21 protein-coding genes are annotated in these 25269 nt (G+C 36.1%); 16 read left to right on the forward strand and 5 right to left on the reverse strand.

Going from position 1 to position 25269, the window contains the following annotated elements; translation table 11 throughout:
- Positions 1 to 14 precede the first annotated feature (14 nt).
- The 6 genes from C8C83_RS21265 to C8C83_RS21290 all read left to right on the forward strand — a co-directional run bounded on the left by C8C83_RS21265 (position 15) and on the right by C8C83_RS21290 (position 10662).
- Complete coding sequence (locus C8C83_RS21265) at positions 15 to 1478, forward strand: hypothetical protein (RefSeq protein WP_132011894.1); 1464 nt, start codon at positions 15 to 17, stop codon at positions 1476 to 1478.
- Between the two features lie 43 nt (positions 1479 to 1521).
- On the forward strand, positions 1522 to 2895 hold the full coding sequence (locus C8C83_RS21270) for a TlpA disulfide reductase family protein (protein ID WP_121330569.1): 1374 nt from the start codon (positions 1522 to 1524) through the stop codon (positions 2893 to 2895).
- 448 nt (positions 2896 to 3343) lie between these two features.
- A complete protein-coding gene (locus C8C83_RS21275; protein ID WP_121330570.1) occupies positions 3344 to 5383 on the forward strand; it encodes a cytochrome c biogenesis protein CcdA in 2040 nt (679 codons plus the stop codon).
- A 96-nt stretch (positions 5384 to 5479) separates the two neighbouring features.
- Positions 5480 to 6997, forward strand: coding sequence for an aminotransferase class V-fold PLP-dependent enzyme (locus tag C8C83_RS21280; RefSeq protein ID WP_121330571.1), 1518 nt, complete (start codon positions 5480 to 5482; stop codon positions 6995 to 6997).
- A gap of 182 nt (positions 6998 to 7179) precedes the next feature.
- A complete protein-coding gene (locus C8C83_RS21285; RefSeq protein ID WP_121330572.1) occupies positions 7180 to 9972 on the forward strand; it encodes a pitrilysin family protein in 2793 nt (930 codons plus the stop codon).
- Positions 9973 to 10185: 213 nt separating this feature from the next.
- Positions 10186 to 10662, forward strand: coding sequence for a hypothetical protein (locus tag C8C83_RS21290; protein ID WP_121330573.1), 477 nt, complete (start codon positions 10186 to 10188; stop codon positions 10660 to 10662).
- A 113-nt stretch (positions 10663 to 10775) separates the two neighbouring features.
- Here the strand turns inward: C8C83_RS21290 and C8C83_RS21295 are convergent, their stop codons facing one another.
- The 3 genes from C8C83_RS21295 to C8C83_RS21305 all read right to left on the reverse strand — a co-directional run bounded on the left by C8C83_RS21295 (position 10776) and on the right by C8C83_RS21305 (position 13557).
- A complete protein-coding gene (locus tag C8C83_RS21295; protein ID WP_233566175.1) occupies positions 10776 to 11408 on the reverse strand; it encodes a flavodoxin in 633 nt (210 codons plus the stop codon).
- A gap of 34 nt (positions 11409 to 11442) precedes the next feature.
- On the reverse strand, positions 11443 to 12483 hold the full coding sequence (locus C8C83_RS21300; RefSeq protein WP_199735317.1) for an alpha/beta hydrolase: 1041 nt from the start codon (positions 12481 to 12483) through the stop codon (positions 11443 to 11445).
- A gap of 96 nt (positions 12484 to 12579) precedes the next feature.
- Positions 12580 to 13557, reverse strand: a complete 978-nt coding sequence (locus C8C83_RS21305) for an aldo/keto reductase (RefSeq protein ID WP_121330574.1) — start codon at positions 13555 to 13557, stop codon at positions 12580 to 12582.
- A gap of 254 nt (positions 13558 to 13811) precedes the next feature.
- Here C8C83_RS21305 and C8C83_RS21310 point away from each other — a divergent pair, with 254 nt between their 5' ends.
- From C8C83_RS21310 to C8C83_RS21355, 10 genes are all read left to right on the forward strand, one after another.
- Positions 13812 to 14717, forward strand: a complete 906-nt coding sequence (locus tag C8C83_RS21310; protein WP_121330575.1) for a helix-turn-helix domain-containing protein — start codon at positions 13812 to 13814, stop codon at positions 14715 to 14717.
- A 39-nt stretch (positions 14718 to 14756) separates the two neighbouring features.
- Positions 14757 to 15617, forward strand: coding sequence for a helix-turn-helix domain-containing protein (locus tag C8C83_RS21315; protein ID WP_121330576.1), 861 nt, complete (start codon positions 14757 to 14759; stop codon positions 15615 to 15617).
- 135 nt (positions 15618 to 15752) lie between these two features.
- Positions 15753 to 16466, forward strand: coding sequence for a DUF1330 domain-containing protein (locus tag C8C83_RS21320; RefSeq protein ID WP_121330577.1), 714 nt, complete (start codon positions 15753 to 15755; stop codon positions 16464 to 16466).
- Between the two features lie 97 nt (positions 16467 to 16563).
- Positions 16564 to 17646 (forward strand): twin-arginine translocation signal domain-containing protein, encoded by a 1083-nt coding sequence (locus C8C83_RS21325; protein WP_199735318.1) that lies wholly within the window; start codon positions 16564 to 16566, stop codon positions 17644 to 17646.
- 63 nt (positions 17647 to 17709) lie between these two features.
- Positions 17710 to 18711, forward strand: a complete 1002-nt coding sequence (locus C8C83_RS21330; protein WP_121330578.1) for an NAD(P)-dependent alcohol dehydrogenase — start codon at positions 17710 to 17712, stop codon at positions 18709 to 18711.
- A 40-nt stretch (positions 18712 to 18751) separates the two neighbouring features.
- Positions 18752 to 19435 carry an NAD(P)H-dependent oxidoreductase gene (locus C8C83_RS21335; RefSeq protein WP_121330579.1) on the forward strand — a complete coding sequence of 228 codons (684 nt, stop codon included), beginning with the start codon at positions 18752 to 18754 and terminating at the stop codon, positions 19433 to 19435.
- Positions 19436 to 19470: 35 nt separating this feature from the next.
- Positions 19471 to 20082, forward strand: coding sequence for an NAD(P)H-dependent oxidoreductase (locus C8C83_RS21340; RefSeq protein ID WP_121330580.1), 612 nt, complete (start codon positions 19471 to 19473; stop codon positions 20080 to 20082).
- A 214-nt stretch (positions 20083 to 20296) separates the two neighbouring features.
- Positions 20297 to 20797 carry a hypothetical protein gene (locus C8C83_RS21345; RefSeq protein ID WP_121330582.1) on the forward strand — a complete coding sequence of 167 codons (501 nt, stop codon included), beginning with the start codon at positions 20297 to 20299 and terminating at the stop codon, positions 20795 to 20797.
- A gap of 6 nt (positions 20798 to 20803) precedes the next feature.
- Positions 20804 to 21298 (forward strand): hypothetical protein, encoded by a 495-nt coding sequence (locus C8C83_RS21350; protein ID WP_132011895.1) that lies wholly within the window; start codon positions 20804 to 20806, stop codon positions 21296 to 21298.
- Positions 21299 to 21378: 80 nt separating this feature from the next.
- Positions 21379 to 21588 carry a hypothetical protein gene (locus tag C8C83_RS21355; RefSeq protein WP_121330584.1) on the forward strand — a complete coding sequence of 70 codons (210 nt, stop codon included), beginning with the start codon at positions 21379 to 21381 and terminating at the stop codon, positions 21586 to 21588.
- Between the two features lie 309 nt (positions 21589 to 21897).
- Here C8C83_RS21355 and C8C83_RS21360 read toward each other — a convergent pair whose 3' ends face one another.
- A complete protein-coding gene (locus tag C8C83_RS21360; protein ID WP_121330585.1) occupies positions 21898 to 23283 on the reverse strand; it encodes an alpha/beta fold hydrolase in 1386 nt (461 codons plus the stop codon).
- Between the two features lie 44 nt (positions 23284 to 23327).
- Entirely contained in the window at positions 23328 to 25052 is a 1725-nt protein-coding gene (locus C8C83_RS21365) for a hypothetical protein (RefSeq protein ID WP_132011896.1), read from the reverse strand.
- Positions 25053 to 25269: the final 217 nt, after the last annotated feature.

Raw genomic sequence — 25269 nt, forward strand, 5'->3', positions numbered from 1 at the left:
TGGTAGTATTGATTATGATACTATTCTGTGCAAATGTTACACTTCATGCACAGCAAAATAAAAAAGAAAACCTTTCGGTTTTGTATGTAGGATATGATCCTGCTATACCTGTTGATGAAAAAATTATCAATTCACCTACTGCAACTGGAGGGATGACACCTGAGCGTTTCAAAGAAGATGTAAAAACCCGTTTTAATGCATTTGAAAGTTATTTAAAAGAGTATTTTACCACTGTAAAAGCTGTTGATGCCCGAAGTTATACGATGGATATGTCTAAAAATTATGACGTTACAATCTTTGACCAGACAATTAACCCGTGGGAAAAAGAACAGCGTTCTCCATACAAACAGGCAAAATTTCTAACGGAAGATTTTGATTTCCCTACCATTTTTATTGGACATACAGCTCCCCAGATGGGAGGCAGTATCGGTTTGAAGTTGGATTGGTTGTGTTTATGCCTTGATGCTGATGCGCATCATTTAAAGGCCGAGCATCCTATTTTTAAAGGACCTTTTCCTGTAAAGCTGACTATGGTTGTCAAACCGACTCCGGCAGATATTTACCATTACCCTTCAGGGAAGGATGTGCCAAAAGAAATACCAATGTGGCGTGTGCAGAAAGAAGGCTATCAGGAAGGTAAAGGTTACCGTATTGGACTTGTAGCCAGAGGTGATGGTTTCTTAGATTCTCCTGATGCAGAATATATCTCTAGTGGCGTGAACAGTAAAGATGTAGGGGCAGTAGCTATTGGCCGCCATGGAAATTTCTTATTATGGGGCTTTTCTGCTTCACCGGATTTTATGACTGATGAAGCCAAACAGGTCTTTGCAAATACAGTGGTGTATATTAAAAAATTTAAAGGACAGAAACCTATTGCCAGAAAATATAATGATCGTATTGGAACAAAGAGCATTGTCGATGAAATGGTTGCCAAGCTCAACACAGAATCTTTTGAGGAGTTTAAAATCTACATGGGAGAAATGAATATAGTACGAGAGAAGAGTATAAATGAATTGCTGACCAAAAAAGAAAAAGGAGAAAAGCTAAGTGAGCTTGAAGAAGCGATATTGGGGGCTCAGTCACAGCCAATTCCTGTACCAACTTGGGAGCAGTATCTTCAACAGACCGCTCAGACTTTTTATAAGCCGGAATACATTAAAAATGTAGATAAATTAAAAAAATATTTAAAAGACAACAGAAAGTATATGTACTCTGATCCTAAAGGTTTCTTTGATCTAAAAGTTGATGAGGATGTTAAAAAGTTAGGTGTAGACAACGAAGACGTAAAGCTTTTACAGCGTTGTGTAAGTCTTTTAAAGAGTGGTAAAGATACTGATTTAGCAAAAAGAGTGCTTTTGCGTTACACAGGCATGGAGAAAAGTGCTCAGGAGTGGGAAAAATGGTTAAACGAGAATTCATCCAAATTATTCTTTACAGAAGCAGGAGGTTATAAATGGATGATTGACACTACCAAATAATAATTAGCATCAGTTTTAAAGATCAAAAATAAAAAATCAAAAAATGAGAAAAATAATTTGTTTAATAGCTTTGGCATTAGTGTTTGTGTCCTGGAACAAGAAGGAAGCGGACTATGCTTTAATTTCGGGAGTTATTACCCATAAGTCAGCGGATTGGAAAATTGTAAGTAAAGACCAATCCTTTTCACAGGTACTCAAAATCAATGCCCAGGGAAAATTCAGTGATACCCTTCGTGTTAAGGAAGGGATTTATTTTCTATATGACGGAAAAAATTTCGCCCAGCTGTACATTGAAAACGGGGCAGCTATTGTAGTGAATGCAGATGCTGCTGATTTCAATAAAACGATAAAGTTTTCAGGTAAAGGAAGTGAAGCTACTAATTATCTTGCAGTAAAACAGCAGACAGAGGATAAGTTGATGGGAGACCAAAAAGCATTTTACATGCTCGAAGAAGCAGAATTTAAAGCTAAATCAAAGCAAATCAAAGAAGGTCTGGAAACAGTTCTGAATGGTGTTAAAGGGCTTTCAGAAAGCTATAAAACCAAAGAGAAGAGAAATCTAAATTACAGCTATCTGGCAAAGTTAGACAACTTTGAGAAATACCATGAGTATTTTGCAGCAAAACCTGGTTTTAAGGTGTCTCAGGGATTTTTGAGTGAACTTGATGGTTTGTCTTTTGAGAATCTGGAAGATTTCAATTTTTCCGAGGACTACAAAAAAATGATAGTTTCGTATCATATGAAGCAAGCGGAGAAGCTAAGTAAATCAGATTCACTTGCTGAGGATGTGTCAGCATTAAAGTCAATAGGTACAGTTTCGAATGCGACAATTAAGAATGAACTTCTGTTTTCCATGGCTGCAGTAGGAATTACGACAACATCAGATCTAAAAAGTTATTACAAGGAATTTATGGCTGCTTCTTCAAATGAAGACAATAAAAAAGTAATTACTCAGAGTTACAATAAACTGCTTATTGTGGACAAGGGGCAGCCTTCGCCAAAATTTGTAAATTTTGAAAATAATGAAGGCGGTAAAACATCGCTGGCAGATCTAAAAGGGAAATATGTATACATCGACGTTTGGGCAACCTGGTGCGGTCCTTGTATGGCTGAACTTCCTTTCCTAAAAAAAATGGAGGAGAAATACGAAGGAAAGAATATCACCTTTGTAAGTATATCGGCTGATAAAGCCAGTGCTCATGACAAATGGAAAAAGATGATCGTAGATAAAAAATTAGGGGGTATCCAGTTAATGGCGGACAAAGATTTTGACTCTCAGTTTTTAAAGGATTATTCGATAATGGCTATTCCTAGATTCATCCTGCTTGATCCTGCGGGGAATATTATCAGTTCAAATGCGCCCCGACCTGCGGAAGAGGATAAAATAGTTAAACTATTTACTGACCTGGGGATATAAAAAAACAAAAACTGTCGTACATCTGCAAGGCAAAATATTATTAATTTACTTGAATTGAGCAATAAAAAAGTCTCTTTTTTAAGTGAGTAGTAATTTTGTTGCCTTTTTGTAAATAAAAAAATAAAAATTTAACAGTTTTTGACAAGGGTATAAGATCATTTTAGACTCTATATATAAAACAGCATCTCGTTGCAATTAGCATCACCTGACCTTTTTGAAAGTACTTTTAAAAGTTGGAATACTTCTTTATAATATTTTGTTTCAATAAGAAAATTTTGAATTAGTAAGCAAATTTAGAAACAATTAAGGAAGAAAGAAAAGAGGACTCAATACAACCGGTCCTCTTTCTATATTAACAAGTTATGAAAAGTATAAAAAAAAGCAGGAATTAAGAGATACTTTGTTATAGGGCCTTTAAAGATTCATCCCAAATAATTATAAAATATCTATGAAAAAAGCAATTCTACTAATAACCCTCTTGTTTACCTGTTTTGGTCAGGCACAAGTTTTAGACCCTGTAAAGTGGACGACTGCCGTTGAGAAAATTTCCGATACAGAGTATAAATTAATATCAAAAGCAGTCATACAACAGGGCTGGCATCTATATTCACAAAGTGTTCCTGAGAACGGTCCTATACCAACCACTTTTACATATGATACTGCCAAAGGAGCGGTGAAACTAAATGGCAGTACGAGTGAAAAAGATGGACATACCATTGATGATCCGATCTTCAGGATGAAGATCAAGTATTTTGAAAAATCTACTGTTTTTGAACAGAAAATTAAAGTTTCGGCTGGGGTATCCAAGGTAAATGGAGTAGTTGAATTCATGGTCTGTGATGATTCCAGATGTATGCCTCCAACAGAAGTTGAATTAAGTTTCAATTTAAGCAAATCAAAAATTATAGCCCAAGATGTGGCAGTACCAACTCAAGAGAATACTGTATCTGATTCTACAGTTGTACAAAAAGATACTGAAGTTGTAAAATTACAGAAAGAAAGTACTCAAGATGCTGTTGTTGTGACTAATAATTCGACACAAAATGAACCAGAGAAAGGGTTGTGGGGCATTTTCTTTATTGCATTTCTATCAGGTTTTGCCGCCCTTTTGACTCCATGCGTTTTCCCAATGATCCCAATGACGGTAAGTTTTTTTACCAAGCAAAGCCAGAATAAGGCTGTTGGGATTAAAAATGCCATTATATACGGTGTATGTATTATCGTGATTTATGTGCTGTTAGGAACTGCCGTAACCGGACTTTTTGGAGCTGATGCCTTAAATGCACTGGCAACCAATGTATGGTTTAATATTATATTCTTTTTACTGCTGGTGGTTTTTGCGGTTTCTTTTTTAGGTGCTTTTGAAATTATGCTGCCCAATTCATGGTCCAATAAAGTAGATTCACAAGCCGACAGAGGTGGTCTTGTTGGGATTTTCTTTATGGCTTTAGCATTGGCTATAGTTTCTTTTTCATGTACCGGACCTATTGTAGGAACCCTATTGGTTCAGGCTGCTTCTAAGGGAGGTTTGGCGCCAATTATTGGTATGCTTGGATTTTCTTTAGCTATTGCACTGCCGTTTGCCTTATTTGCTGCTTTTCCGGGATGGTTAAATTCACTTCCTAAATCAGGAGGCTGGCTCAATACGGTAAAAGTTGTTTTAGGGTTTTTAGAATTGGCACTTGCTTTCAAATTTCTTTCACAGGCAGATCTGGTTATGCAGACCCATTTATTGGAACGTGAAGTGTTTTTAGCAATATGGATTGCCGTTTTCGGTGCCTTGGCTTTTTACCTTTTCGGAAAAATTACTCTGCCTCATGATTCTCCTCTGAAGCATATCTCGGTAGGTAGATTAAGCCTTGGGCTTGTTGTTTTATCTTTTACCATTTACATGATTCCTGGTTTGTGGGGAGCTCCTCTGAATTTAATCAGCGCATTTCCGCCACCGCAGGATTATAGTGAATCTCCATATGGTGTAGGCTCTTCAAAAGGAGGATCTTCTTCTGCCGAAAGTCATGCTGAAATGCCTGAAGGAGCGCACCTGCTGGCTCCACATGATATTATGGCTTTTAATGATTATGATAAAGGACTGGCATATGCCAGAAAGGTAGGTAAGCCTGTTATGCTGGATTTCACGGGCTGGGCTTGTGTGAACTGTCGAAAGATGGAACAAAATGTATGGCCTGATCCAGCGATTTTAGCACTTTTAAAAAATGATGTGGTTTTAATTTCACTTTATGTGGATGATAAAAGGGAATTGGCTCAAAGTGAGGTTGTGGAGTCTAAATTGCATCCGGGTAAAAAATTAAAATATATTGGGCAAAAATGGAGTGAACTGCAGACTATTAAGTACAAGGCTAACTCACAGCCGTTCTATGTACTAATGGATCATAAAGAGGAAAATTTAATAACTCCGATTGCCTATACACCCAACATAGAGGATTTTCATAACTGGTTAAAAACGGGAATTTCCCATTTTAAAAAGTAATTATATAAAGGTTGTTAATTCTTTGAAAAGAATTGCTTTGAATGTTCAATTTAAAGTGATTCTTTTTAAAACTATTTAAATTTTAAAAGTATCGCAATGACAATTAATACTAAGTCTTTATCACAGGATAGCTCCCAAGAGCAATCTGCGCTGGAACGTTATTTTACTCCATTCAGAGCTAATATAGTAGGTATAGAACAGGAATTTGATTCACCTTACGGGAAGAAAAAAATTATTTATGCTGATTGGACTGCCAGTGGGAGATTTTATAGACCTATTGAAGAACTGCTGCTCAATAAGGTAGGGCCATTTGTTGCTAATACACATACCGAGACCGCTATTACTGGATCTGTCATGACCATGGCTTATCATGATGCCCGTACTATTATTAAAGAGCATGTGAATGCATCTTCTGATGATGTACTGCTTACTGTAGGGACAGGAATGACTGGAGCCATTAATAAATTCCAGCGTATTCTGGGACTTAAAATAAATGAGAATATAGCTGATTATACAAAAGTTCCAGATGCTTTAAGACCGATAGTTTTTGTGACTCATATGGAGCATCATTCCAATCAGACCTCATGGCTGGAAACTATTGCCAGAGTGGAAGTCATACCATCTAGTGCTAAAGGCCTGCCATGTTTGATGAGTCTTGAAAAATTATTAGAGCAGTATAAAGATACTCCGATAAAAATTGCGGCTGTTACGGCCTGTTCCAATGTAACTGGAATCAAAACCAATTATTATGAGATTGCTCAAATGATGCATTCACATAAAGGTTTGTGCTTTGTTGATTTTGCCTGTTCGGCACCCTATGTTACAATTGATATGCATCCGGCTGATGAGCTGCAGTATTTAGATGCCATTACTTTCTCACCGCATAAATTTCTGGGGGGACCAGGTACTTCAGGGGTTTTGGTCTTTAATAAAAAATTATATAAAAATTTGATCCCTGATAACCCGGGCGGTGGCACGGTTTCTTATACTAATCCATGGGGTGACAGGGATTATATTGATGATATTGAAACACGTGAAGATGGTGGTACACCGGGCTTTTTGCAGACTATAAAAACTGCAATGGCAATTAAACTCAAAGAGCAAATGGGTATTGAAAATATTTTGGGAAGAGAACACGAAATAAATACTATTGTTCTGGAAAGACTCTCAAAGATCCCAAACTTAAAAATACTGGCACCAGAGAATAAGGACAGGCTTGGGGTATATTCCTTTTTTATCGAAAATGTTCATTATAATCTGATTGTGAAGCTCCTTAATGACCGATTTGGTATACAGACCAGAGGAGGATGTTCATGTGCCGGAACGTATGGGCATTTTTTACTAAACGTGGATGTAAACTTATCAAAATCAATTGAGCAGAAAATACTCGAAGGCTGTCTTATGGATCGTCCGGGCTGGATAAGAATGTCTATTCATCCTACAATGACCAATGCAGAGGTAATTTTCATGTGTGATGCTATTGAAGAGACGGTAAAAAATGTAACAGAGTGGGGAGGGGATTACCAGTATGATGCACAAAAAAATGAGTTTCTTCATATAGGAACTGCTCCACTAGAAAGAGAAATAATAAAAAGCTGGTTTTATTACTTGTAATAATATATTATGAATCCACTACGACTTTTAAAGAAATATTGGCAGCATCAGGACTTCAATAAATTTTCGAAGAGTGAAATAGCTGTAATGATCCGCAGCGAATCATCGCTTAGAGTTATAAATGTATTTGAAAAAAAACAATAGTGAATGATCTTATAATAAACTTCATAATTTAAATAGAAATGAAAAAGAACATTATTTTGAGCATCTGCTCATTGGCTTTTTGTAGTGCACTGTCAGCACAAAAAAGCAACCCTAATTTTAATAAAATTAAGGTTTTAGGAGGAATTGAAGAATATTTGTATCAGCCCAATGGAATGAATGTCCTTCTTCTACAGGATAATGCATCGCCTGTTGTCACTGTACAGATAGTATACCGGGTAGGATCCAAAAACGAAGTTTTAGGAAACACTGGATCGACACACCTTTTAGAGCATTTAATGTTCAAAGGAACTCCAACTTTTAACAAAAGCAAAGGAACAACCATTACTGATGTGCTGCAGAATACCGGAGCTCAGTTAAATGCTACCACATGGTATGACCGTACCAATTATTTTGAAACGCTACCTAGTGATAAAATTGCTTTAGCACTTCAGATTGAAGCTGACAGAATGCGTAATTCTCTACTTTTAAAAGAAGATAAAGAGGCTGAAATGACAGTTGTGCGCAATGAATTTGAGCGTGGGGAGAATGATCCAAATAGTTTATTGGATAAAGAAATATGGGCTGCAGCTTATATTGCACATCCGTACCATCATTCTACAATCGGCTGGAAATCGGATATTGAAAAAGCACCAATTGAAGTACTGCGTAATTTTTATAATACGTATTACTGGCCTGATAATGCCACTTTAACAATAATCGGGGATTTTAAAAAAGACAATGTTTTTGAACTTATCGAGCAGTATTTCGGAAAAATCACAAAAGCTCCAAAGGTGATGCCACAGCCTTATACGGAAGAACCGCAGCAATACGGTCCACGTAAAATTATAGTTAAAAAACCAGGAGAACTTGGAGTAATCAATAAAGCCTATAAAATTCCTGGAGCATTACATGAAGACTTGCCCGCGCTTAATATTTTGGCTGAAATTATAGGAGCAGGGCCATCTGCAATTTTGAACAAAACTTTCGTGGATACTCGTCTAGGAATTTATACTTACGCCAGTGCCAGTAACTTTAAAGAAGTGGGACTTTTTACCATAGGTGTTGGTTTTCCTGCCACTTCCAAACATGAAGAGATTGATGCTAAAATAAGCGAGGTTGTAAGTAAAATTCAAAAAGATGGTGTAACTCAGGATGAAGTAAACCGAGTTGTAGCTAAAATAAGCGCACAGACAATACTGGCCAGAGATGGATCGGGAGTGATTGCATCGGAATTAACAGAAGCCATCGCAAGTGGAGACTGGACAGATTATGTAACAGGAGTTGACAGACTTAAAAAAGTTACTCCTGCTGATGTTCTGCGTGTGGCTCAAAAATATTTAGTGGAGGATCAAAGCACCACGGGCTATTTTATTCCAAAACAATCCGGTTCAAATGAAGGACAAAATTTTGGAGCAAACAGATTTATGGCAGAAAATGGACCTTTTTATTATAGAGATCCAAGTCATAGCCATACGGAAGATGTTCCTTCTTCGGTTTTATTAAAAGAAAATGATGCCGCGGGAATTAATACTTCAATAAAGGAGATTCCAGCGGAGAAAAGTGCTTCATTTTTTAAAAGAGAAAAAGTAGCCGGAATTGATGTTATATCAGTTAAAACTTCGGCTAAAGATTTTGTTACGGTAGCTGCGAGTATTTCACTGGGAAATTTTGCTAATGAAAATAAAAATTCAATGCTGCCTTCTTTAACAGCAGCAATGTTATCAAAAGGAACAACTCTTAACGATAAGTTCAAATTCTCTGAAAAACTTCAAAAATTAGGAGTGAATTTAAGTGTAAATGGTTCAACATCGAAAATAAACATTGGCTTTAAATGCCTTAAAAAAGATTTAGATCAGGTAATTACGCTATTGGCTGAAGAATTACGTTCCCCTTTAATGGATAAAACAGAATTTGAAAATGTGAAACAGCAATTTACAGGAAACACACAACAAAATTTAAATGATCCCACTCAAAGAGGAAGTATTGCTTTGACCCAGTCGATCTATCCAAAAGGGAATCCGAATTATAGTTTAAGTGTTGAAGAGGATCTTGTCAATATTAAGAATGCAACTTTAGAGGAAATTAAAGCTTTCCATAAAAAATATTTCGGACCAGCATCTATGCATTTAGTAATCGTGGGTGATACAGAGGGAGCTGATTTGAATAATTCTTTAAAAAAATCATTTAAAAATTGGAACGGCGGAGTAACGGAAACTTTAAAATTTGAAGAGGCTGTCAAAGCAGGATCAAAAACTGAGGTGGTTACAATTGCTGAAAAACCAAGTGCCGAGCTGTTTATAGGCCAGTATACCGGTTTAAAAAGATCTGATGCTGATTATGTGCCATTTTATATAGCGACTTATACTCTGGGAGGCGGATTTGCAGGACGTTTGATGCAGACTGTGAGAGATGTTGATGGATTGACTTACAGTATTTCTTCTGGAACTGGAGGTAATATTATGACTGGTGGTTATTGGTACATCAATGCATCATTTAACCCGTCTTTGTTCCAAAAAGGGCTGGATGCTACTATGGTTCAGGTGAACAAATGGCTAAAGGATGGCATTACAGCAGCAGAATTAGAAAACAAAAAAACAAACTTAATTGGAAGTTTTAAAGTAGGACTCTCAACGACAACGGGATTGAGCAGAACTATTTTGAGCTTTGTTGAAAGAGGCCTGGATCCTGGCTATATTGATCAATATCCGAAAGATATCGAGAAAGTGACTTTGAAAGAAGTTAACGAAGCTATCAGAAAATATATTCAACCAAATAAAATGGTCATCATTAAATCAGGATCACTTGATAAGGACGGTAATCCTTTGAAATAAATTTTAATAGTCGGTCTTTCTTAATTTTTATTTTTTAGAAACTATAATTTGTTAATTATTTTTTGAAGGACTCATAGAGAGCTGTTTGCCGACAGCTCTCTATTTTTAAAAAACTGTATAGGCAATTTTAGATAAGGTTATCATTTTCGTTTAACGACAATAGTGGATTCACGTATTTAATATTGAATCGTATTTGTCTAAAACTTTTTTTTGATGCGTAAAGATGTTTATTCGTTTATAACAATTTCAGCACCCCTTGAGGAGGTGTTTTCTTATTTTTTCTCACTCAATCCAACGGTTGTACTGCAGGGACTTTGGTTGGTTCCTAAAACGGAAAAGAATACTTTAAAAAACAATAGTGCAAAGCCGGGAAGTGAGTATTTGATTTATTTTGAAGATGGATCAACAGCGCTGTATCAGTTATTCAGTCTGGTTCCTCAGGTTTCGTTTTCAGTTCATATTGATGATTTCAGATCGAAACGTTTCAAAGGACTAGAAGCAATGCGTTGCCATTTTTCGTTTTTGCAATTAGAATCCGGCAAAATTATCGTAGACTGTCAATGCCAATTTAAAATGAGCTCTAGATTTCATATAGTATTATTTGATTTGTTTTTGCAGTCCATTATACAAAAGAAGCTTGATGCCACTTTAGTTTTGGCAGCTAAAAAACTGAATTTATTAGTGAAATAATTTTTGAGAAAACAACAGTTTAAAAGAAATATTATTTCCAGGAAAGCCTATTACGCAGAAGAGCTGTCTCACGACAGCTCTTTTTTTTTTGATCTTATGTCTTTTGCAAAATCTTATTGCAGAAGCTTAATTTCTTTTAGCCAATTTTCTACCAATCTCATAGCTTGTTTCTTCTGCTGATCTTTTATAACCAATAAAACACCTTCTTTTTCGACTCCGCCTTTTATGGTAAAGCCTTTTAGGATAGTACTCTCAGGACATAGTTTTTTTACAGTTTCAAAACTGTTTCCTACTCCATATCCGGCATTGGTATTAAAGGGAATCACAGTTTTTCCGCTGAGATTATACTGTTTTAGAAAACTCTGTATTGGGGGAGGCAGCTGCATTGACCAAGTTGGAAAGCCAACAAAAACAATATTGTATTGATCCATATTGTTAATCTTTGTTTTTAATGCTGGCAGAAAGCCAGTCTGTAGCTCATTGGAAACTTGGTTCACGGTTGTTTTATAATCTTTTGGATATGGATTTTCTAATTCAATTGCAGTGATTGTTCCACCCACATTTTTTTGGATTATTTCGGCAACAGCTTTTGTGTTGTTTGTCCTGGAAAGATAAACGATGAGTATATTCTTACCTGATGTCGATTTTTGTGCCTTTGCACAGCCTGAAGAAAGGAACATTAGTATCAGTGCCGGAAGAAGAATAGCTATTCTCATATCATGGAATTTACATAATTGATTTATCATGGAACCGAAGTCTATCAAAGACAGTCTGCTCTGTTTATAGATTCTTTCCGTAAAAATCGGTCAGTTTCTCTACGATTGGCGTAACATATTCCGGTTTCCAATATAAATCTATATGCGTAGCACCATCTATTGTATACAATTCCTTTGGTTCTTTTGCCAGATTGTAAGCCCGCTCACTGAAATAATAACTATCAGCGATGCTTCCGGCGATGAGTAACAAAGGACGTGGCGAAATCAACTCAACGTGGTCCAGTGCAGTAAAGTTAATTAGCTTGTCCAAACTTGTGAAGGTGTATTTATTGGGTGCTGTTTCCTGTTTGTGTGTTACCCTGTAATACTCATAACCCTCGATGTACATTCTATTGGCGTTTGCCGGTAGGTCTTCTTTGGAATTTGCAACAAAATTACTGTATCTTATTTCCCCGCCATTGGCTTCAATAGTTCTTTGTTTTCCTACTTCATCCAGTCTTTGCTGGATGGTAGATGTCAAAGATCCATTCATGCCATTTCTTCTAAGGTCGCCACCGTCCACCATACTGATGGTTGCTATTGCTTTATAGCGGTGCTCAGTCTGTGCAGCGTGGATAACATAGCCTCCACCTGCACAAATTCCAAGCAAGCCGACTTTGTTAGGGTCTATATAATCCTGTATGGTGATATAATCGGCAGCAGCACGAAAATCCTCGGTACGTACTTCGGGGTCGTCCAAAAAGCGTGGCTCGCCGCCACTTTCGCCTTGATAGGAAGCATCAAAAGCCAACGTAACAAATCCCTTTTCAGCCAATTTTTGTGCATACAGACCTGCCGTCTGTTCTTTAACTCCACCATTGGGATGCCCTACGACGATGGCAGGATATTTTTTGTGCTTATCAAAATCTTTTGGCAGGTACAGGTTTCCAACTATGGTAATGTTCCTATTTGGGAAAGTTACCCTTTCCATGGTAGTTGTTGTCGATTTCATATCAGTATTGTTTGTGATCTTCTTTGTACCTGCTTTAGTTTGTGCTTCTGCCATAGGGAGCGTACCAAATAGCATCATGCATATACCCAACGATCTTATCTTTATATTTTTCATTTCGTTATATTTTTTTTCTTTTTGTGGACAGCTGTCCGGTAAATATTGTCAATGCCCTAGATTAGGGCATGACAATACTTTTATAGATACACAACCTTAGCGGTCGATTGCAGCCATGCTCGCCTCATTGTGGCGTTCGCCGGAAGCTGGAGTAAGATTATTGAGTCTAATCAATTGATCGGCACTTAACTCAATGCTGTCAGCGGCGATGTTTTCTTCAACACGCGCCACACGTCTGGTGCCTGGTATTGGAGCTATATCGCTACCTTGTCTAAGCAACCACGCAAGAGCTATCTGTGCGGGAGTTGCTCCAAGTTCATTGGCAACATGTTTTACTTCTTCCACGATTTTTAAGTTACGCTGGAAATTTTCGCCTATGAAACGAGGATTACTCTTGCGCCAGTCATTGTCAGCCAGTTGATCCGGAGAAGTTATCTGACCTGTGAGAAAACCATGACCTAATGGTGAGTATGGAACAAAACCGATGTTAAGCTCGCGTAGTAATGGAAGCAGTTCAGCTTCCGGATCACGAGTCCATAGAGAATATTCTGTCTGAAGTGCTGTAATCGGGTGCACTGCATGTGCTCGACGGATCGTTTCAACTCCTGCCTCTGATAGACCGATGTGTTTGATCTTGCCTTCTTTTACAAGTTCTGCTAATACACCTACAGTGTCTTCAATGGGCGTATTACGATCTACTCTGTGCTGATAATAGAGATCAATATAATCTGTTCCGAGTCTTTTTAAAGAACCTTCAACTGCCGTGCGAATGTTTGCAGGGCTGCTGTCTATTATACCGACACCACCTCCCGCATGGGAAATAAAGCCGAATTTACTGGCAATTACTACCTGATCACGACGTCCTTTGATAGCTTTTCCAACCAGCTCTTCATTGATGTAGGGACCATAAATCTCGGCCGTATCGATGTGTGTTACACCTAGTTCAAGCGCACGGTGTATAGTACGGATCGATTCTTCATCGCTTCCTGCACCTATATCATAATAACCCGACATTGACATGGCACCTAGTCCTAAACGGGAAACTTCAAGTGTCCCAATTTTGATGTGTTTCATAACTGTATTATTGTTTTGTTACTTTTTTTCGATTCGATAGGGATCTAATATACCAGTTACTTTTTCTAAATAAATGTGTTACTAAGTCACTCTATTTGATCTACTTATTAATTTATAATGCAAATTTCAGCTTAAATTTCAGGATTTTATTTATACAGATTACTGTTTTACTTACCATTTTAACTGATATGAGGATATGGAAGGTGATCCATGGGAAAGAATTCCTAAATTTGTTTCATTCAATACAATAAAGGATGGAAAATACACTTAACTTTAATACAGTCAGCCAATACAATGATTATAATAATCATGAAACGCTACACCCTTTGGTAAGCATATTGGATTTTTCAAAAGCGGCCCCAAGGAAAGGCGGTCGTATGAATTTTGGCTTATATGCCATATTTTTAAAAGAAGTAGATTGCGGGGATTTAAGATATGGGCGCGAACTTTATGACTATCAAGATCATACTTTGGTATTTTTAGCACCGGGACAGGTTATTGATATTGATAATAAAGGAGAGTATTATCAGCCTAAAGGACAGGGACTTGTATTTCATCCAGACCTGCTGCTTGGTACTTCTCTGAATAAAAAAATGGATCAGTATAATTTTTTCAGTTATCATTCCAATGAAGCCCTGCACTTATCAACCCGTGAAAGGAAAATGGTTTTAGAGTGTTTTGCAAAAATTGAATATGAACTCCATAACTCGATCGATAAGCACAGTAAACTAATTATTGTTTCTAATATAGAACTATTTTTGAATTATTGCATACGTTTTTATGATCGTCAGTTTATAACGCGGGAGCATGTAAATAAAGCGATTTTGATTAAGTTCGAAGAGCTCCTTAATGGCTATTTTAATTCTGGTAAACCCAGAGAAATAGGCCTGCCTTCAGTAGCCTACTTTGCCGAAGAGCTTCATTTATCAGCTAACTACTTTGGAGACCTTATAAAAAAAGATAGTGGAAAATCAGCGCAGGAATATATACATACAAAAATCATAGAAACAATTAAAGAAAAAATGTATGACCACAATTTATCACTGAGTGAAATTTCATACCAAACTGGTTTCAAATATCCTCAGCACTTTACCCGGTTTTTCAAACAGCATACAGGGAGCAGCCCTACGGAATTCAGGCTACTGATTTCAGTTAACTAATTTGATAGAGTGTAAAATCGAAAAATATAAATTTACAGTATGAGAATATTTAAAGACTTCGCATCCTATAATGCGCATATAGGCCTTAATCCGCCAATAGATAACAATATAGATGTTGGTTACTATGATGCTCCTAATATGCTTTTGAAATCAGAGCCAATAATAGTGGATTTTTACAGGATTTCGATAAAAATCAATTTTATGGACAAGTCCAATCCCGATGCGGTGCCTATTAATGCGGTATTTTTTAACAGTCCTGAACTCGCAACGGGTTGGGATGTAGACCCGACTTACACGGGCATGTATGTACAGCTTTCAAAGAAAATAATAAATGAGAATCGCTTTTTGTTTAAGAATTATCTGGATTATGGGCAGCATGAAGCTTTATATTTGACTCAAAACGAAGTGGAGGAGATCAGTACTGTTTTTGCACTGATGATTAAATATTATGATAGTGAGAAGCAAAACTTTAATGTTTTGCTTTCCTATGTCAATGTGCTGACTAGTTTGGTTGAAGCATTTTACAACAGACAGTTCTCTACCAATCCAAAACAATACAACCGTATTATAAGTGATTTTCAGCAGCGTTTAAAAGAATATTATGACAAGCCTGTAAGCCAGGTGGCCAATGTTCAGTACTTTGCTGAAAAACTGGGATTGACTTCCAATTATCTGGGGGATATCATAAAACATTATACACAGCGCTCTGCTATGGAAACCATACACGATTTTGTAATTAAAAAAGCAAAGGAACTTCTGGAAAAGGAAGCAGGAATGAACAGTACAGAAATAGCCTATGAGCTGGGTTTTGAATACCCGAATAATTTTACGCAGTTTTTTAAAAAAAATGTCGGGCTTACACCAAAAGAGTATAGAAAATCTTCCGCTGCATCAGCCTAATAGTACAAATTACTGATAACAAAAATGGTTATCAGTAATTTTAATATCTTTTTCTAGTATTTTTTATATCCCGGACTTTGAGTGTCTCTATAATTTTGCTGAATAAATAATATTCACAAAATAACAGATTCAATCATGAAAAAAATAATTGGTTCGGCAGCCTTACTCATAGCACTTACTTTTAGTGTGCTGTCATTTGGTTTAAAAAATACTACAGTATCTTCAAAAGGGGACCAGCAGCCCACACCTAATGGATATCTTGTAATGAACTATAATGTTCGTGATAAGGTAATTTATACCAAATATACTAAAGCAGTAAATCAACTTTGGGCAAAATACAAAGGGGAGTTAATTATTTATACTTCAGTCTCAAAACCCGCAGAAGGTGCTCCGGGATCAGTGGTGGCTGTCGTTCGGTTTCCTACTGCCGCTGATGCAGAGAAATGTTACAATTCTTCTCAGTATACAGCATTAAAAAAACTTCGTGCAGCTTCTACTGAAGGCTCGGTCTTGCTGGCTCAGAGCAATATGCCTGCTGTAATATCAAACAACAAAATCAAACACCATGGCTATATGATAGCCAATTACGAAATTAAAAACCAGGCAACATTTCAAAAATACATGGATGCTGCAGGTACACTTGCGCCTAAATATAACGGAGAGGTTACCATTTTTGATTTTAAAGCCAAAGTACTTGAAGGAAAAGGCAAGCCGGTTTTCGGAGTAGCTGAATTTAATAGTCTGAAAGAGGCAGAAAAATTTTATAACTCACAGGAATACACCCTTGCCAGAAGATTTCGTATCACCTCTACAGAAGGTACTGTATTGCTGGCTCAAGGCAGTAAGTAGAGACTTCTTTTAAATTTTCTCAAAGTAAAAATTAATCATTTTATCTAACCCTTTACAACTGGGATATACAGATTGTAGGATATAAAAATATAACAAGATGGATAAGAAAGTAACAGCAACAATAAGTCTGGAAAAACCAAAATTCAGCCGTCGAGACTTTATGACAAAAACAGCTTTGATGGGTGCAGCAATGGTAACGGCTCCTTTAGCATTTGCCGCTTCATCTGAGCAAAATAATACACCTGGAAATAATTACAATACTATTATTGCAGATCAGCAAAGTGACTCAGAGTCTGATGCATTCATTAACGGTCTGGCTGATCTGATGGCCCATTCCACCAGAACTCCTATTTTAAGATGGCCTGGAGAATATGGGATGAAATTTGAGGAGATTTTCTTTCCTGCTATGGATGGCGTCACTATCGAAGGCTGGTTTATCCCTGCCGATTCCAACAAGCTTATTATCTGCAATCATCCTATGCCTTGTAACCGTTACGGCTATCCGGGACATTTGGAACCCTGGACTAATTTTGGAGGTTTTGAAGTAAATTTTTTACCGGAATACAAAATACTTCACGATGCAGGTTACAATATATTAGCTTACGATATGAGAAATCATGGACGTAGCGGTATGGGCAGTGGCGGGGTCAATGGACATGGTGTATTGGAATACCGCGATGTTATTGGTTCGTTGCGTTATGCAAAATCCAGAAAGGATACAAAAAAAATGAAAACGGCTCTCTACAGCCGATGTTTGGGAGCCAATGCCACTATTGTAGCGATGCACAAACATCCTGAAGAATTCAAAGACATTAAATCGCTTTTTGCCCTGCAGCCTGTATCACCGAGAGTTTTTGTGGAGCGTGCCGTGGAGATGCAGAAAATAGATAAAGGGCTTGAAAAGTTTGATACTGCTTTTCATGTGCGTACCGGATTTCATCTGGCGGATGTCTGGCCAATGAGTTATGCGTCGTCTGTAACGGTTCCTGCGCTTGTGGCACAGGTTCATGATGATTTTTTAACCAAGCCTTCCAATGTTCAGGAAATATACGATACCATTTCCTCTAAAGATAAAAAACTCTTTTGGATTGAAGGTACAGACCAGCGTTTTCAGGGCTATAACTATTTCGGTAAAAATCCTACAGTGATGCTTGAATGGTTTGACAGCCATATGCAATAATAGGCCAAAAGATAAAATCAATAAGAATAAGGTAAATAACATTAAAACATACAGCATAATCAAATGAAATCAATAGTTATACATAAAGCATACGGACTGGAAAATATTGCTATACGCGAGAGACCGACCCCTATTATTAATGAGAATGAAGTTCTGGTCCGAATAAAAGCTATTTCGTTTAATAAACTTGATATGATGATTGCTGCAGGCGCTCTTGAAAAACCGCTTCCTCATACCCTTGGGTCTGATGCAGCAGGTATTGTCGAGCAGATAGGGAGCAAGGTAACCGCTTTAAAAATTGGCGATGCTGTATCTACTCATTACATTCAGGCCTGGCAATCAGGAGCGCTTAAAAATAGTGATCTGAAAAGCCGTCTGGGGGCAGAGCTTCCAGGGGTATTCTCAGAATACATTGCCATACCGGAACAGTATCTGGTTAAGATTGCTGCGAACCTCACCTTTGAAGAAGCTGCCAGTATGCCTCTGGCAGGTGTAACGGCCTGGGAAGCGTTGTTTAATGCCGGTCTTTTGCAGAAAGGACAGACTGTTTTGCTGCAGGGCACAGGTGGAGTTTCACTCTTTGCGCTGCAATTTGCAAAGGCTGTCGGAGCCCGAGTAATCATTCTCTCAAGTAGCGATGAGAAACTGCAAAGAGCTAAGACACTTGGTGCTGATGAAATAATCAATTACAAAAAGGATATTGACTGGGCCAAAAAAATAATGGAGCTAACCGAAGGGAATGGTGTTGATCTGGCACTTGAGATGTCATGGACAGATATTGACAAGACCACACAGGCTATGAAGCTTGGTGGCCGTATAGCTGTTGTGGGAATGCTTGGAGGGATATTGGCAGAACTCTCAGTTCTGGGTGTCATGCTGAAGAGCCTTTCTATTGTTGGGATACAGGCCGGTTCTAAAAGCTCTTTTTTAGAGATGAATAAGGCTGTAGAGACAAATAATATCAAACCGGTAATTGATAAGGTATTTTCAGTATCGGAATTAAAACAAGCCGTTGACTATTTTGGAAAAGGGCAACACTTTGGCAAAATTGTTTTAAAATTTTAAAAAGGGTTGTTCTAATAAATTTAAAATAAAAAATAAAAAGATGAAATTAAGAATCTACATAATAGGCCTTTTGATGGCTGTAATCTCAGGGATTCAGGCTCAGGGAGATACATCTAAAAAGGAAAACATAAAAACCGTTTTACTAATAAATGCACATCTGGTTTATCCGGGATTATCAGAAGGGACTTTAAATAAATCATTTTATGAAGAAGCCAAAAAGTTTTTTATCTCTCAGGGATGGCGCATTTTAGAAACAAAAATTTCTGATGGGTATGATGTTGAAAAGGAGGTAGAGAAACATATGCAGGCAGATCTTATCATATTACAGACTCCTGTAAATTGGGAATCGACTCCATGGATTTATAAAAAGTATGTGGATGATGTTTTCACAAGTGCCATGTTCAGCAAAAAATTCCTGACAGGTGACGGAAGAACAGCCGCTGATCCTTCAAAGCAGTATGGTACAGGAGGAAATATGCAAAGCAAAAAGTTCATGCTGTGTGCCACATGGAATGCTCCTGAGGAAAGTTTTAATGATCCCTCACAGAAGCTATTTAAAGGAAAAAGCGCGGACGATGCCTTATTTAACGTGGCAGTAAACTACAGTTTTGTGGGTTTTGAAGTACTGCCAGGATATCATTGTTATGATATATTCCATAACAAACATATTAAAGAAGACTTAAAGAAATACCCAGGACATTTAAGAAAGGTTCTGAAATTATAATATAAATCATAATACAATACATAATTTAGAAAATAATGGAAAACACAAAAAAAGTTTTATTGATCAATACGCACCTTACTTATCCAAATTGGTCTGAGGGAACATTAAATGACGCATTTATTGCCAAAGCAAAGGATTTTTTTGAAGCAAAAAAATATGAAGTTTTAGAAACAAAAATTGAAGAGGGCTACAGCCCGGAGGATGAAGTTGAAAAACATCTTCAGGCTGAGATCATTATTCTTCAGATGCCGGTCAATTGGTTTGGTGCTCCGTGGATCTACAAGAAATATGTTGATGAGGTATTTAACAGCGGTTTGTTTAGTAAAAAATTCCTTTCTGATGATGGAAGAACAAGGGAAGATGCTTCAAAACAGTATGGTACAGGTGGACACCTACAGGGGAAAAAATTTATGATCTCTGCTACTTGGAATGCGCCTGCCGCAGCATTTGATGACCCGAAACAAGGATTATTAGAGGGTAGAGGAACAGCTGATTTATTGCTTCCAATATGGAGTAATTACCGTTTCTGTGGGGTTGAGATTACCGAGGGCTACAATTGCTTTGATATTTTCAAAGATTCACAAATTGAACTGGATCTTGAGAACTATCCAAAACACCTGGAGAAAATTTTAAATACTCCGCTTTAGGGGATTGACCCAAAAAACAGCACTATATAAGTATGTGCAAGTATTTTGCACATTGACAAATTCGGTTCTGCGATCAAAATGAAAAAATATTTCAAGTGAAGAACTAGTTGTGTTTTTAATTCGTCAAAAAAGGCTGCTTGAGAAACAGCCTTTTTTGTTTTTGTAATTATCAGCTCCACTAAGTAATCGAAAATCATTATCTAAACAAAACATTTTGAAAACACAGATAATTAAATCTAAGATAATCCTAAAGGCACCTTTAAAACTGGTATTTGAGACTTTTTTTAAGTTTGATTTTCTGCAGATTTTCAAAGGTATATGGTTTGTTCCGAATTTTGATTATTTAGTTCTCAGCGGACGAGACTGCAGGCCCGGTGACGAGCATAAAATTTACTTTGACAGTGGTGAAACGGCAATTTTAACGCTTAACACTTTTCTACCCCAATTGTCATTTTCAGCAGAAGTGGGGCATTTTAGTTTTCGCCGCTACAGCGGTCTGGACTCAATAGAATACTGTTTTTATTTCTCGGAGGATTCATCCGGGACTCTCTGTACAATAAATTGTGAGTACCATTTCAAATATAGAAAAAAGTTAGGGATACTCCTTTTTGAATTTTTTGCCAGAGAAATGATTCGTAGAAATCTTGATGAAGTCCTGACATTGGCCGGCAGGGAATTAAGTCCTGAGGGATTGAGTATTAAATTTAAAAAATGAATTTAAATGAGTAAAAGTATACATTCATTTGTCAGAGTTTCGGCTCCATGTGGGGAAGTTTTTCCTTATTTTTTTTCTCTGAATCTACTACAGGTTTTCAAAGGGTTTTGGTTTGTTCCCAATATTGAGTCGGCTTTTTTTAAAATCAAATCTGCAAAACCCGGAAGCGAGAGATTAATCTATTTTGAGGACTGCTCAACGGCAGTTTGTCAATTGTTTGATTTTACACCTCAAGTTTCTTTTTCGGTTCAAATAGATAATTTTACCTCAAGTTGTTTTATAGGGCTTGAGGCGATGCGTTGTCATTTTTCCTTTTCGGATTCAGGATCGGGGATGACTCAGGTAAACTCCCATTATCAATTTAAGATGCACTCACCATTTTGGAATTTATTATTTGAAGTTTTTTTTCGTCGGATTATGCAACAAAGACTTGATTCCGTTTTGATTCAGACTGCAAAAGAATTGAAATTTTTCATTGATTGGAAACTTACATTGGATTGACTCTGAATATATCCAATAATTGGAAATATATTAAGCACTGGTAACGTTAATAATAATTTTTTGTCCCACTAATCTTTAGTGTGACAATTACAGATTTAAACAGCTTTTGTCTGGCTATTAATCAAAATTCCGGAAAACCGGATATGTGGCGTTTTCAAAACGAACAATGGCGAATAGGGAAAACATCTTTTGAAGCTCCTTTAACCTATGAGGCTAATTTACCTGTAGCTCATGTCCAGAATATTAAAACACCGCTTTTGTTATGGAGTGGCAAACAAGACCAACATTGATCCACATCAGAGTATCGAATTCTATTTGGCACTTCGTTGATTGGGTAAAAAAAGATAACACTATTTTACCCCAATGAAGGGTATGTTCTGACTAATGCGACAAACCAAAAAGACCTTACGATTCGTATACAGGATTTGGATATTTCCTGAAAAATGAGCCGCCGACGCAGTGGATTAAAGAAGGATTGAAGTAATTATCGGATATTATTAAAAAGGAAGCCTAGCAGGACAATTTTCGAACCATTTTCTAAATGATTTGAAGAAATTGAATGTCTCGTTTTAATTGATTTTTCTCTAATCTCCCTGTAATTAACTTGATTTTTCTTTTATCCATTTAGTAACTTCATCTAAAACAAATGGTGAAAAGGTTTGCTCGATTTGCCCATATTCAATTGGCAAACCAGTATTACATTCTTGAAATAAATGATTGAGATTTGGAAACATAATTATTGTTGCTTTGTTCCCTCTTTTATTTAGTGCATTTTGAATCGCATTCAAATTCTCTTTTGGAGCAACTTGCAAATCCTTAGCACCATTTACAGCAAGAACATTACAATCTACCTTTTCTAAAACAAGTGAAGGATCAAATTTTAAAAAATATCTCATCCACTTACTTGTCAATTGATTAACCTGCTGAGATATAAAATCTTCATTATCCATTTTTTTAGATGTATCACTATCAGTCATTTTATTCAAATTAACTTTTAACAGCTTCTCGATATCCATCTTTAAAGTTTGATCATCTTTCGTATTCAAAACTAGTTTAAATAATTCTGAATTAATTTTTTTTGTTTTTTCAATTTCCTCTTTAGAAATTCCACTCGCACTTGAAATTAATTCCTGTTGTTGTAAAAGTACTTTATCACCAGACATCCCAGTACTTGCAAGTAAAACAATAAAATTTATGTCTTTTGTTTTGGAAGCAACTATTGAAGCCACAATTCCACCTTCGCTGTGACCAATCAGCCCCATTTTTTTTATGTCAATCTCTTTTCTGGTTTTTAAATAAATAATAGCATTTTCAACATCTTCAGCAAAATCGGCAGTTGTTGAAGGTCTAAAATCTCCTTCGGACTGACCAACACCACGTTCATCATATCTTAATACTGCAATTCCATTTCTTGTGAGATAATCTGCTATAACTAAAAATGGCTTATGCCCCATTAATTCTTCATCTCTATTTTGTGGACCACTTCCGGTTATTAATACTACTACGGGAAATTTACCGTCTTTTGCCGGTAAAGACAAGGTTCCTTTTAAAGAATTTTCAGAGTTATTTTTAAAACTAACTTCTTCAGTATAATACGGATAAGGTTTTTGAGGTTCCTGGGGTCTATTGAGTTTTTCTTTTTCAATTTTTCCTTTAGACAGATTCATAGAAAAGATTTGCCCGTTCTGTTTGAATGTTCCTATAATAGCATCATCTTTCAGTGTTCCTGTATATTCAATTTGAGCGTTAGGAATGGCTAATTTTAAAACCGAATTCTCCAAATTAGTATTGGTCACAGGGATATCTTTTACTCCTTGATCAGGACTATCCATGGTAGTAATAAAACCTTTTTCAGTTTTGGTTATATTAAAAACTAACCTTAATTGAGCCTCTTTCAGTATTCCGGTCCATTGCCCGGTAATATCCTGAGCACTACTAAAATTTATTGCAAAGAAAAATAATACTAATAAACTAATTTTTTTCATAAAATTATTTGTGTTTTTATTATAAATATTGTGAATTACTACAGTTACCAGAAGACTTGTTTAGGAGTTACTGTATTGTAAATTTCATATGTAAAAATTCTTTCTTGATATCCCTCCGATAGGTTTTTTAATAAAAGAACACTATTAGCAGGAACATTTTGAAAATTTATAAAGGAGTCCTTTGCTTTTTTAGCGCCTAAACTTTTCCAGCCAAAATCGAAATAGAAAAGTTCATAGGTGTTATTTTTTTCAATAAAGTTATAAGTATTTCTGGCAACTATTTTTATAGCTTTTATTTTCTTTATTTTACTTTGGCTACGATCAATTCCTATCCAATTTTCTTTGGATGAAGAAAAGTAATATGTTCTGCTATCATTATCGAAGAGATTACTAATATTTTTAAATTTTGGGTCAAACTGATAATACTTTGATTCATTAAGCTGATCCTTCTCATTGTCAAAAATAAACTGCAATTCGGCTAAATTTACCTGACCGGATTCATTGGGTAAATACCTGTAATAATTGAAATCGTATTGAGAATTTAATTTGACTTTATTATCGTTTTGAGGATAATCTTTAAAAGTAAAAATGTCTTTTTTATCTTTAAAATTTTTAAAATTTGATCCTTGAATTTTAGCACCGGCAACTTCCTTGTAAAAGTTTCCTTCTTCAAAACTTATAGGGAATTTTCTAAAAAGCCTTATAGTTTGTACAAAACTTTTTGAGGGAAACATATAACTTATTTCTCTTGTCCAGTTATGTATCTTAAATGGATTCTCAACTGGAATAATTTCAGCACCCTTATAATAACCAATGAACAAGATAGAATCATCAAAATAAGATATATCATTAAAAAATATTTTTTTGTGATGAATTTCAGCTTTTTGTAAACAAACAAATTCTTTACTCATACCAAATGTAAATAGATACAGGTCTTTAGAAACAGTGGTGTTTAGCTCCAATTTAAGATTACCAATCTTCCTTTCTTGATACTGTTTAGTCACGTCAATAACATTAGGGTTCTCCAATGGACTTTTATCAGAACCACGTAAATTGTTCGTATACACATGTCTAAAATACTTAACCCCTCTAAACAAACATGGTTCCCATTTCTCTCCAGCATTAAAAGAAAAGTTTTTCTTTTGAATTAATGTTACCCAATAGTGTGATCCTCCAAAATTACCAAACTGAGGAATAAAATCTAATGCAACTGGTAATCCAATACTTCTTGCCAGGGCTGTATACAATAAGTATCTTGGCATACACAATCCTATGGGGTTCTTATCTAAACTTATAAGATTAGGACAAGGTAATTCAAGTTTGCTGTAAAATTTAAATTGCTTAATCAAACTATCGTTTAAGATTCTACAGACTACTTCAGGATCCTCAATTTTATTTTTCAAAAGATACTTAACTAAACTTTTATTTTTATGAAAAAAAAACGCTCGCCAATTTGAAAAAGGTTCACCCAAAATCCTATGAGGAAGGATGTACTGGCAAAAATCATTAAAAGGAACTTTCTTTGCCCAGGGAAATTTATAAGCTTCAAATGCCAAATCGACATTTTCAATTAAATCTTTTGCCTTAATCAAATCTGAATCTGAAATTTCGGTAGTATTAAATACAGGAGGATACTGATATTTTTTACGAAAATCAAATGTATCTGACATACTTGAGATATACATTTTTTTATAAATCGAAACAATTTCATTATCAGCAATTTTAGTTAATCCTTTTTTGTTGTCCAGATTTGCAATCAAAAAGTGCATTGCTTTTCGTTTTAACGAATCTTTTGGATCCGAATAATGATTTAAAGCAGCTTTTAGCTCAGGATATTGATCAACTCTTTCTAATAATGTTTTGTTCTTTTCTAATTCATTCTTCAAATTAATTGTTACCGAGTTATGTTTCTTACAGCTAATAAGTAATGATACAGTGATGTATAAAAACAAATAAATAATATTTTTTTTCCCCTTAGACATAACT

Origin of the sequence: Flavobacterium sp. 90, assembly GCF_004339525.1 — a bacterium.
GTDB lineage: Bacteria > Bacteroidota > Bacteroidia > Flavobacteriales > Flavobacteriaceae > Flavobacterium.

Excerpts from the sequence above, each read along its gene's own strand:
- C8C83_RS21265 (WP_132011894.1), top strand. The coding sequence starts at position 15 with ATGATACTATTCTGTGCAAATGTTACACTTCATGCACAGCAAAATAAA.
- C8C83_RS21270 (WP_121330569.1), top strand. The coding sequence starts at position 1,522 with ATGAGAAAAATAATTTGTTTAATAGCTTTGGCATTAGTGTTTGTGTCC.
- C8C83_RS21275 (WP_121330570.1), top strand. The coding sequence starts at position 3,344 with ATGAAAAAAGCAATTCTACTAATAACCCTCTTGTTTACCTGTTTTGGT.
- C8C83_RS21280 (WP_121330571.1), top strand. The coding sequence starts at position 5,480 with ATGACAATTAATACTAAGTCTTTATCACAGGATAGCTCCCAAGAGCAA.
- C8C83_RS21285 (WP_121330572.1), top strand. The coding sequence starts at position 7,180 with ATGAAAAAGAACATTATTTTGAGCATCTGCTCATTGGCTTTTTGTAGT.
- C8C83_RS21290 (WP_121330573.1), top strand. The coding sequence starts at position 10,186 with ATGCGTAAAGATGTTTATTCGTTTATAACAATTTCAGCACCCCTTGAG.
- C8C83_RS21295 (WP_233566175.1), bottom strand. The coding sequence starts at position 11,408 with ATGATAAATCAATTATGTAAATTCCATGATATGAGAATAGCTATTCTT.
- C8C83_RS21300 (WP_199735317.1), bottom strand. The coding sequence starts at position 12,483 with ATGAAAAATATAAAGATAAGATCGTTGGGTATATGCATGATGCTATTT.
- C8C83_RS21305 (WP_121330574.1), bottom strand. The coding sequence starts at position 13,557 with ATGAAACACATCAAAATTGGGACACTTGAAGTTTCCCGTTTAGGACTA.
- C8C83_RS21310 (WP_121330575.1), top strand. The coding sequence starts at position 13,812 with ATGGAAAATACACTTAACTTTAATACAGTCAGCCAATACAATGATTAT.
- C8C83_RS21315 (WP_121330576.1), top strand. The coding sequence starts at position 14,757 with ATGAGAATATTTAAAGACTTCGCATCCTATAATGCGCATATAGGCCTT.
- C8C83_RS21320 (WP_121330577.1), top strand. The coding sequence starts at position 15,753 with ATGAAAAAAATAATTGGTTCGGCAGCCTTACTCATAGCACTTACTTTT.
- C8C83_RS21325 (WP_199735318.1), top strand. The coding sequence starts at position 16,564 with ATGGATAAGAAAGTAACAGCAACAATAAGTCTGGAAAAACCAAAATTC.
- C8C83_RS21330 (WP_121330578.1), top strand. The coding sequence starts at position 17,710 with ATGAAATCAATAGTTATACATAAAGCATACGGACTGGAAAATATTGCT.
- C8C83_RS21335 (WP_121330579.1), top strand. The coding sequence starts at position 18,752 with ATGAAATTAAGAATCTACATAATAGGCCTTTTGATGGCTGTAATCTCA.
- C8C83_RS21340 (WP_121330580.1), top strand. The coding sequence starts at position 19,471 with ATGGAAAACACAAAAAAAGTTTTATTGATCAATACGCACCTTACTTAT.
- C8C83_RS21350 (WP_132011895.1), top strand. The coding sequence starts at position 20,804 with ATGAGTAAAAGTATACATTCATTTGTCAGAGTTTCGGCTCCATGTGGG.
- C8C83_RS21360 (WP_121330585.1), bottom strand. The coding sequence starts at position 23,283 with ATGAAAAAAATTAGTTTATTAGTATTATTTTTCTTTGCAATAAATTTT.
- C8C83_RS21365 (WP_132011896.1), bottom strand. The coding sequence starts at position 25,052 with ATGCACTTTTTGATTGCAAATCTGGACAACAAAAAAGGATTAACTAAA.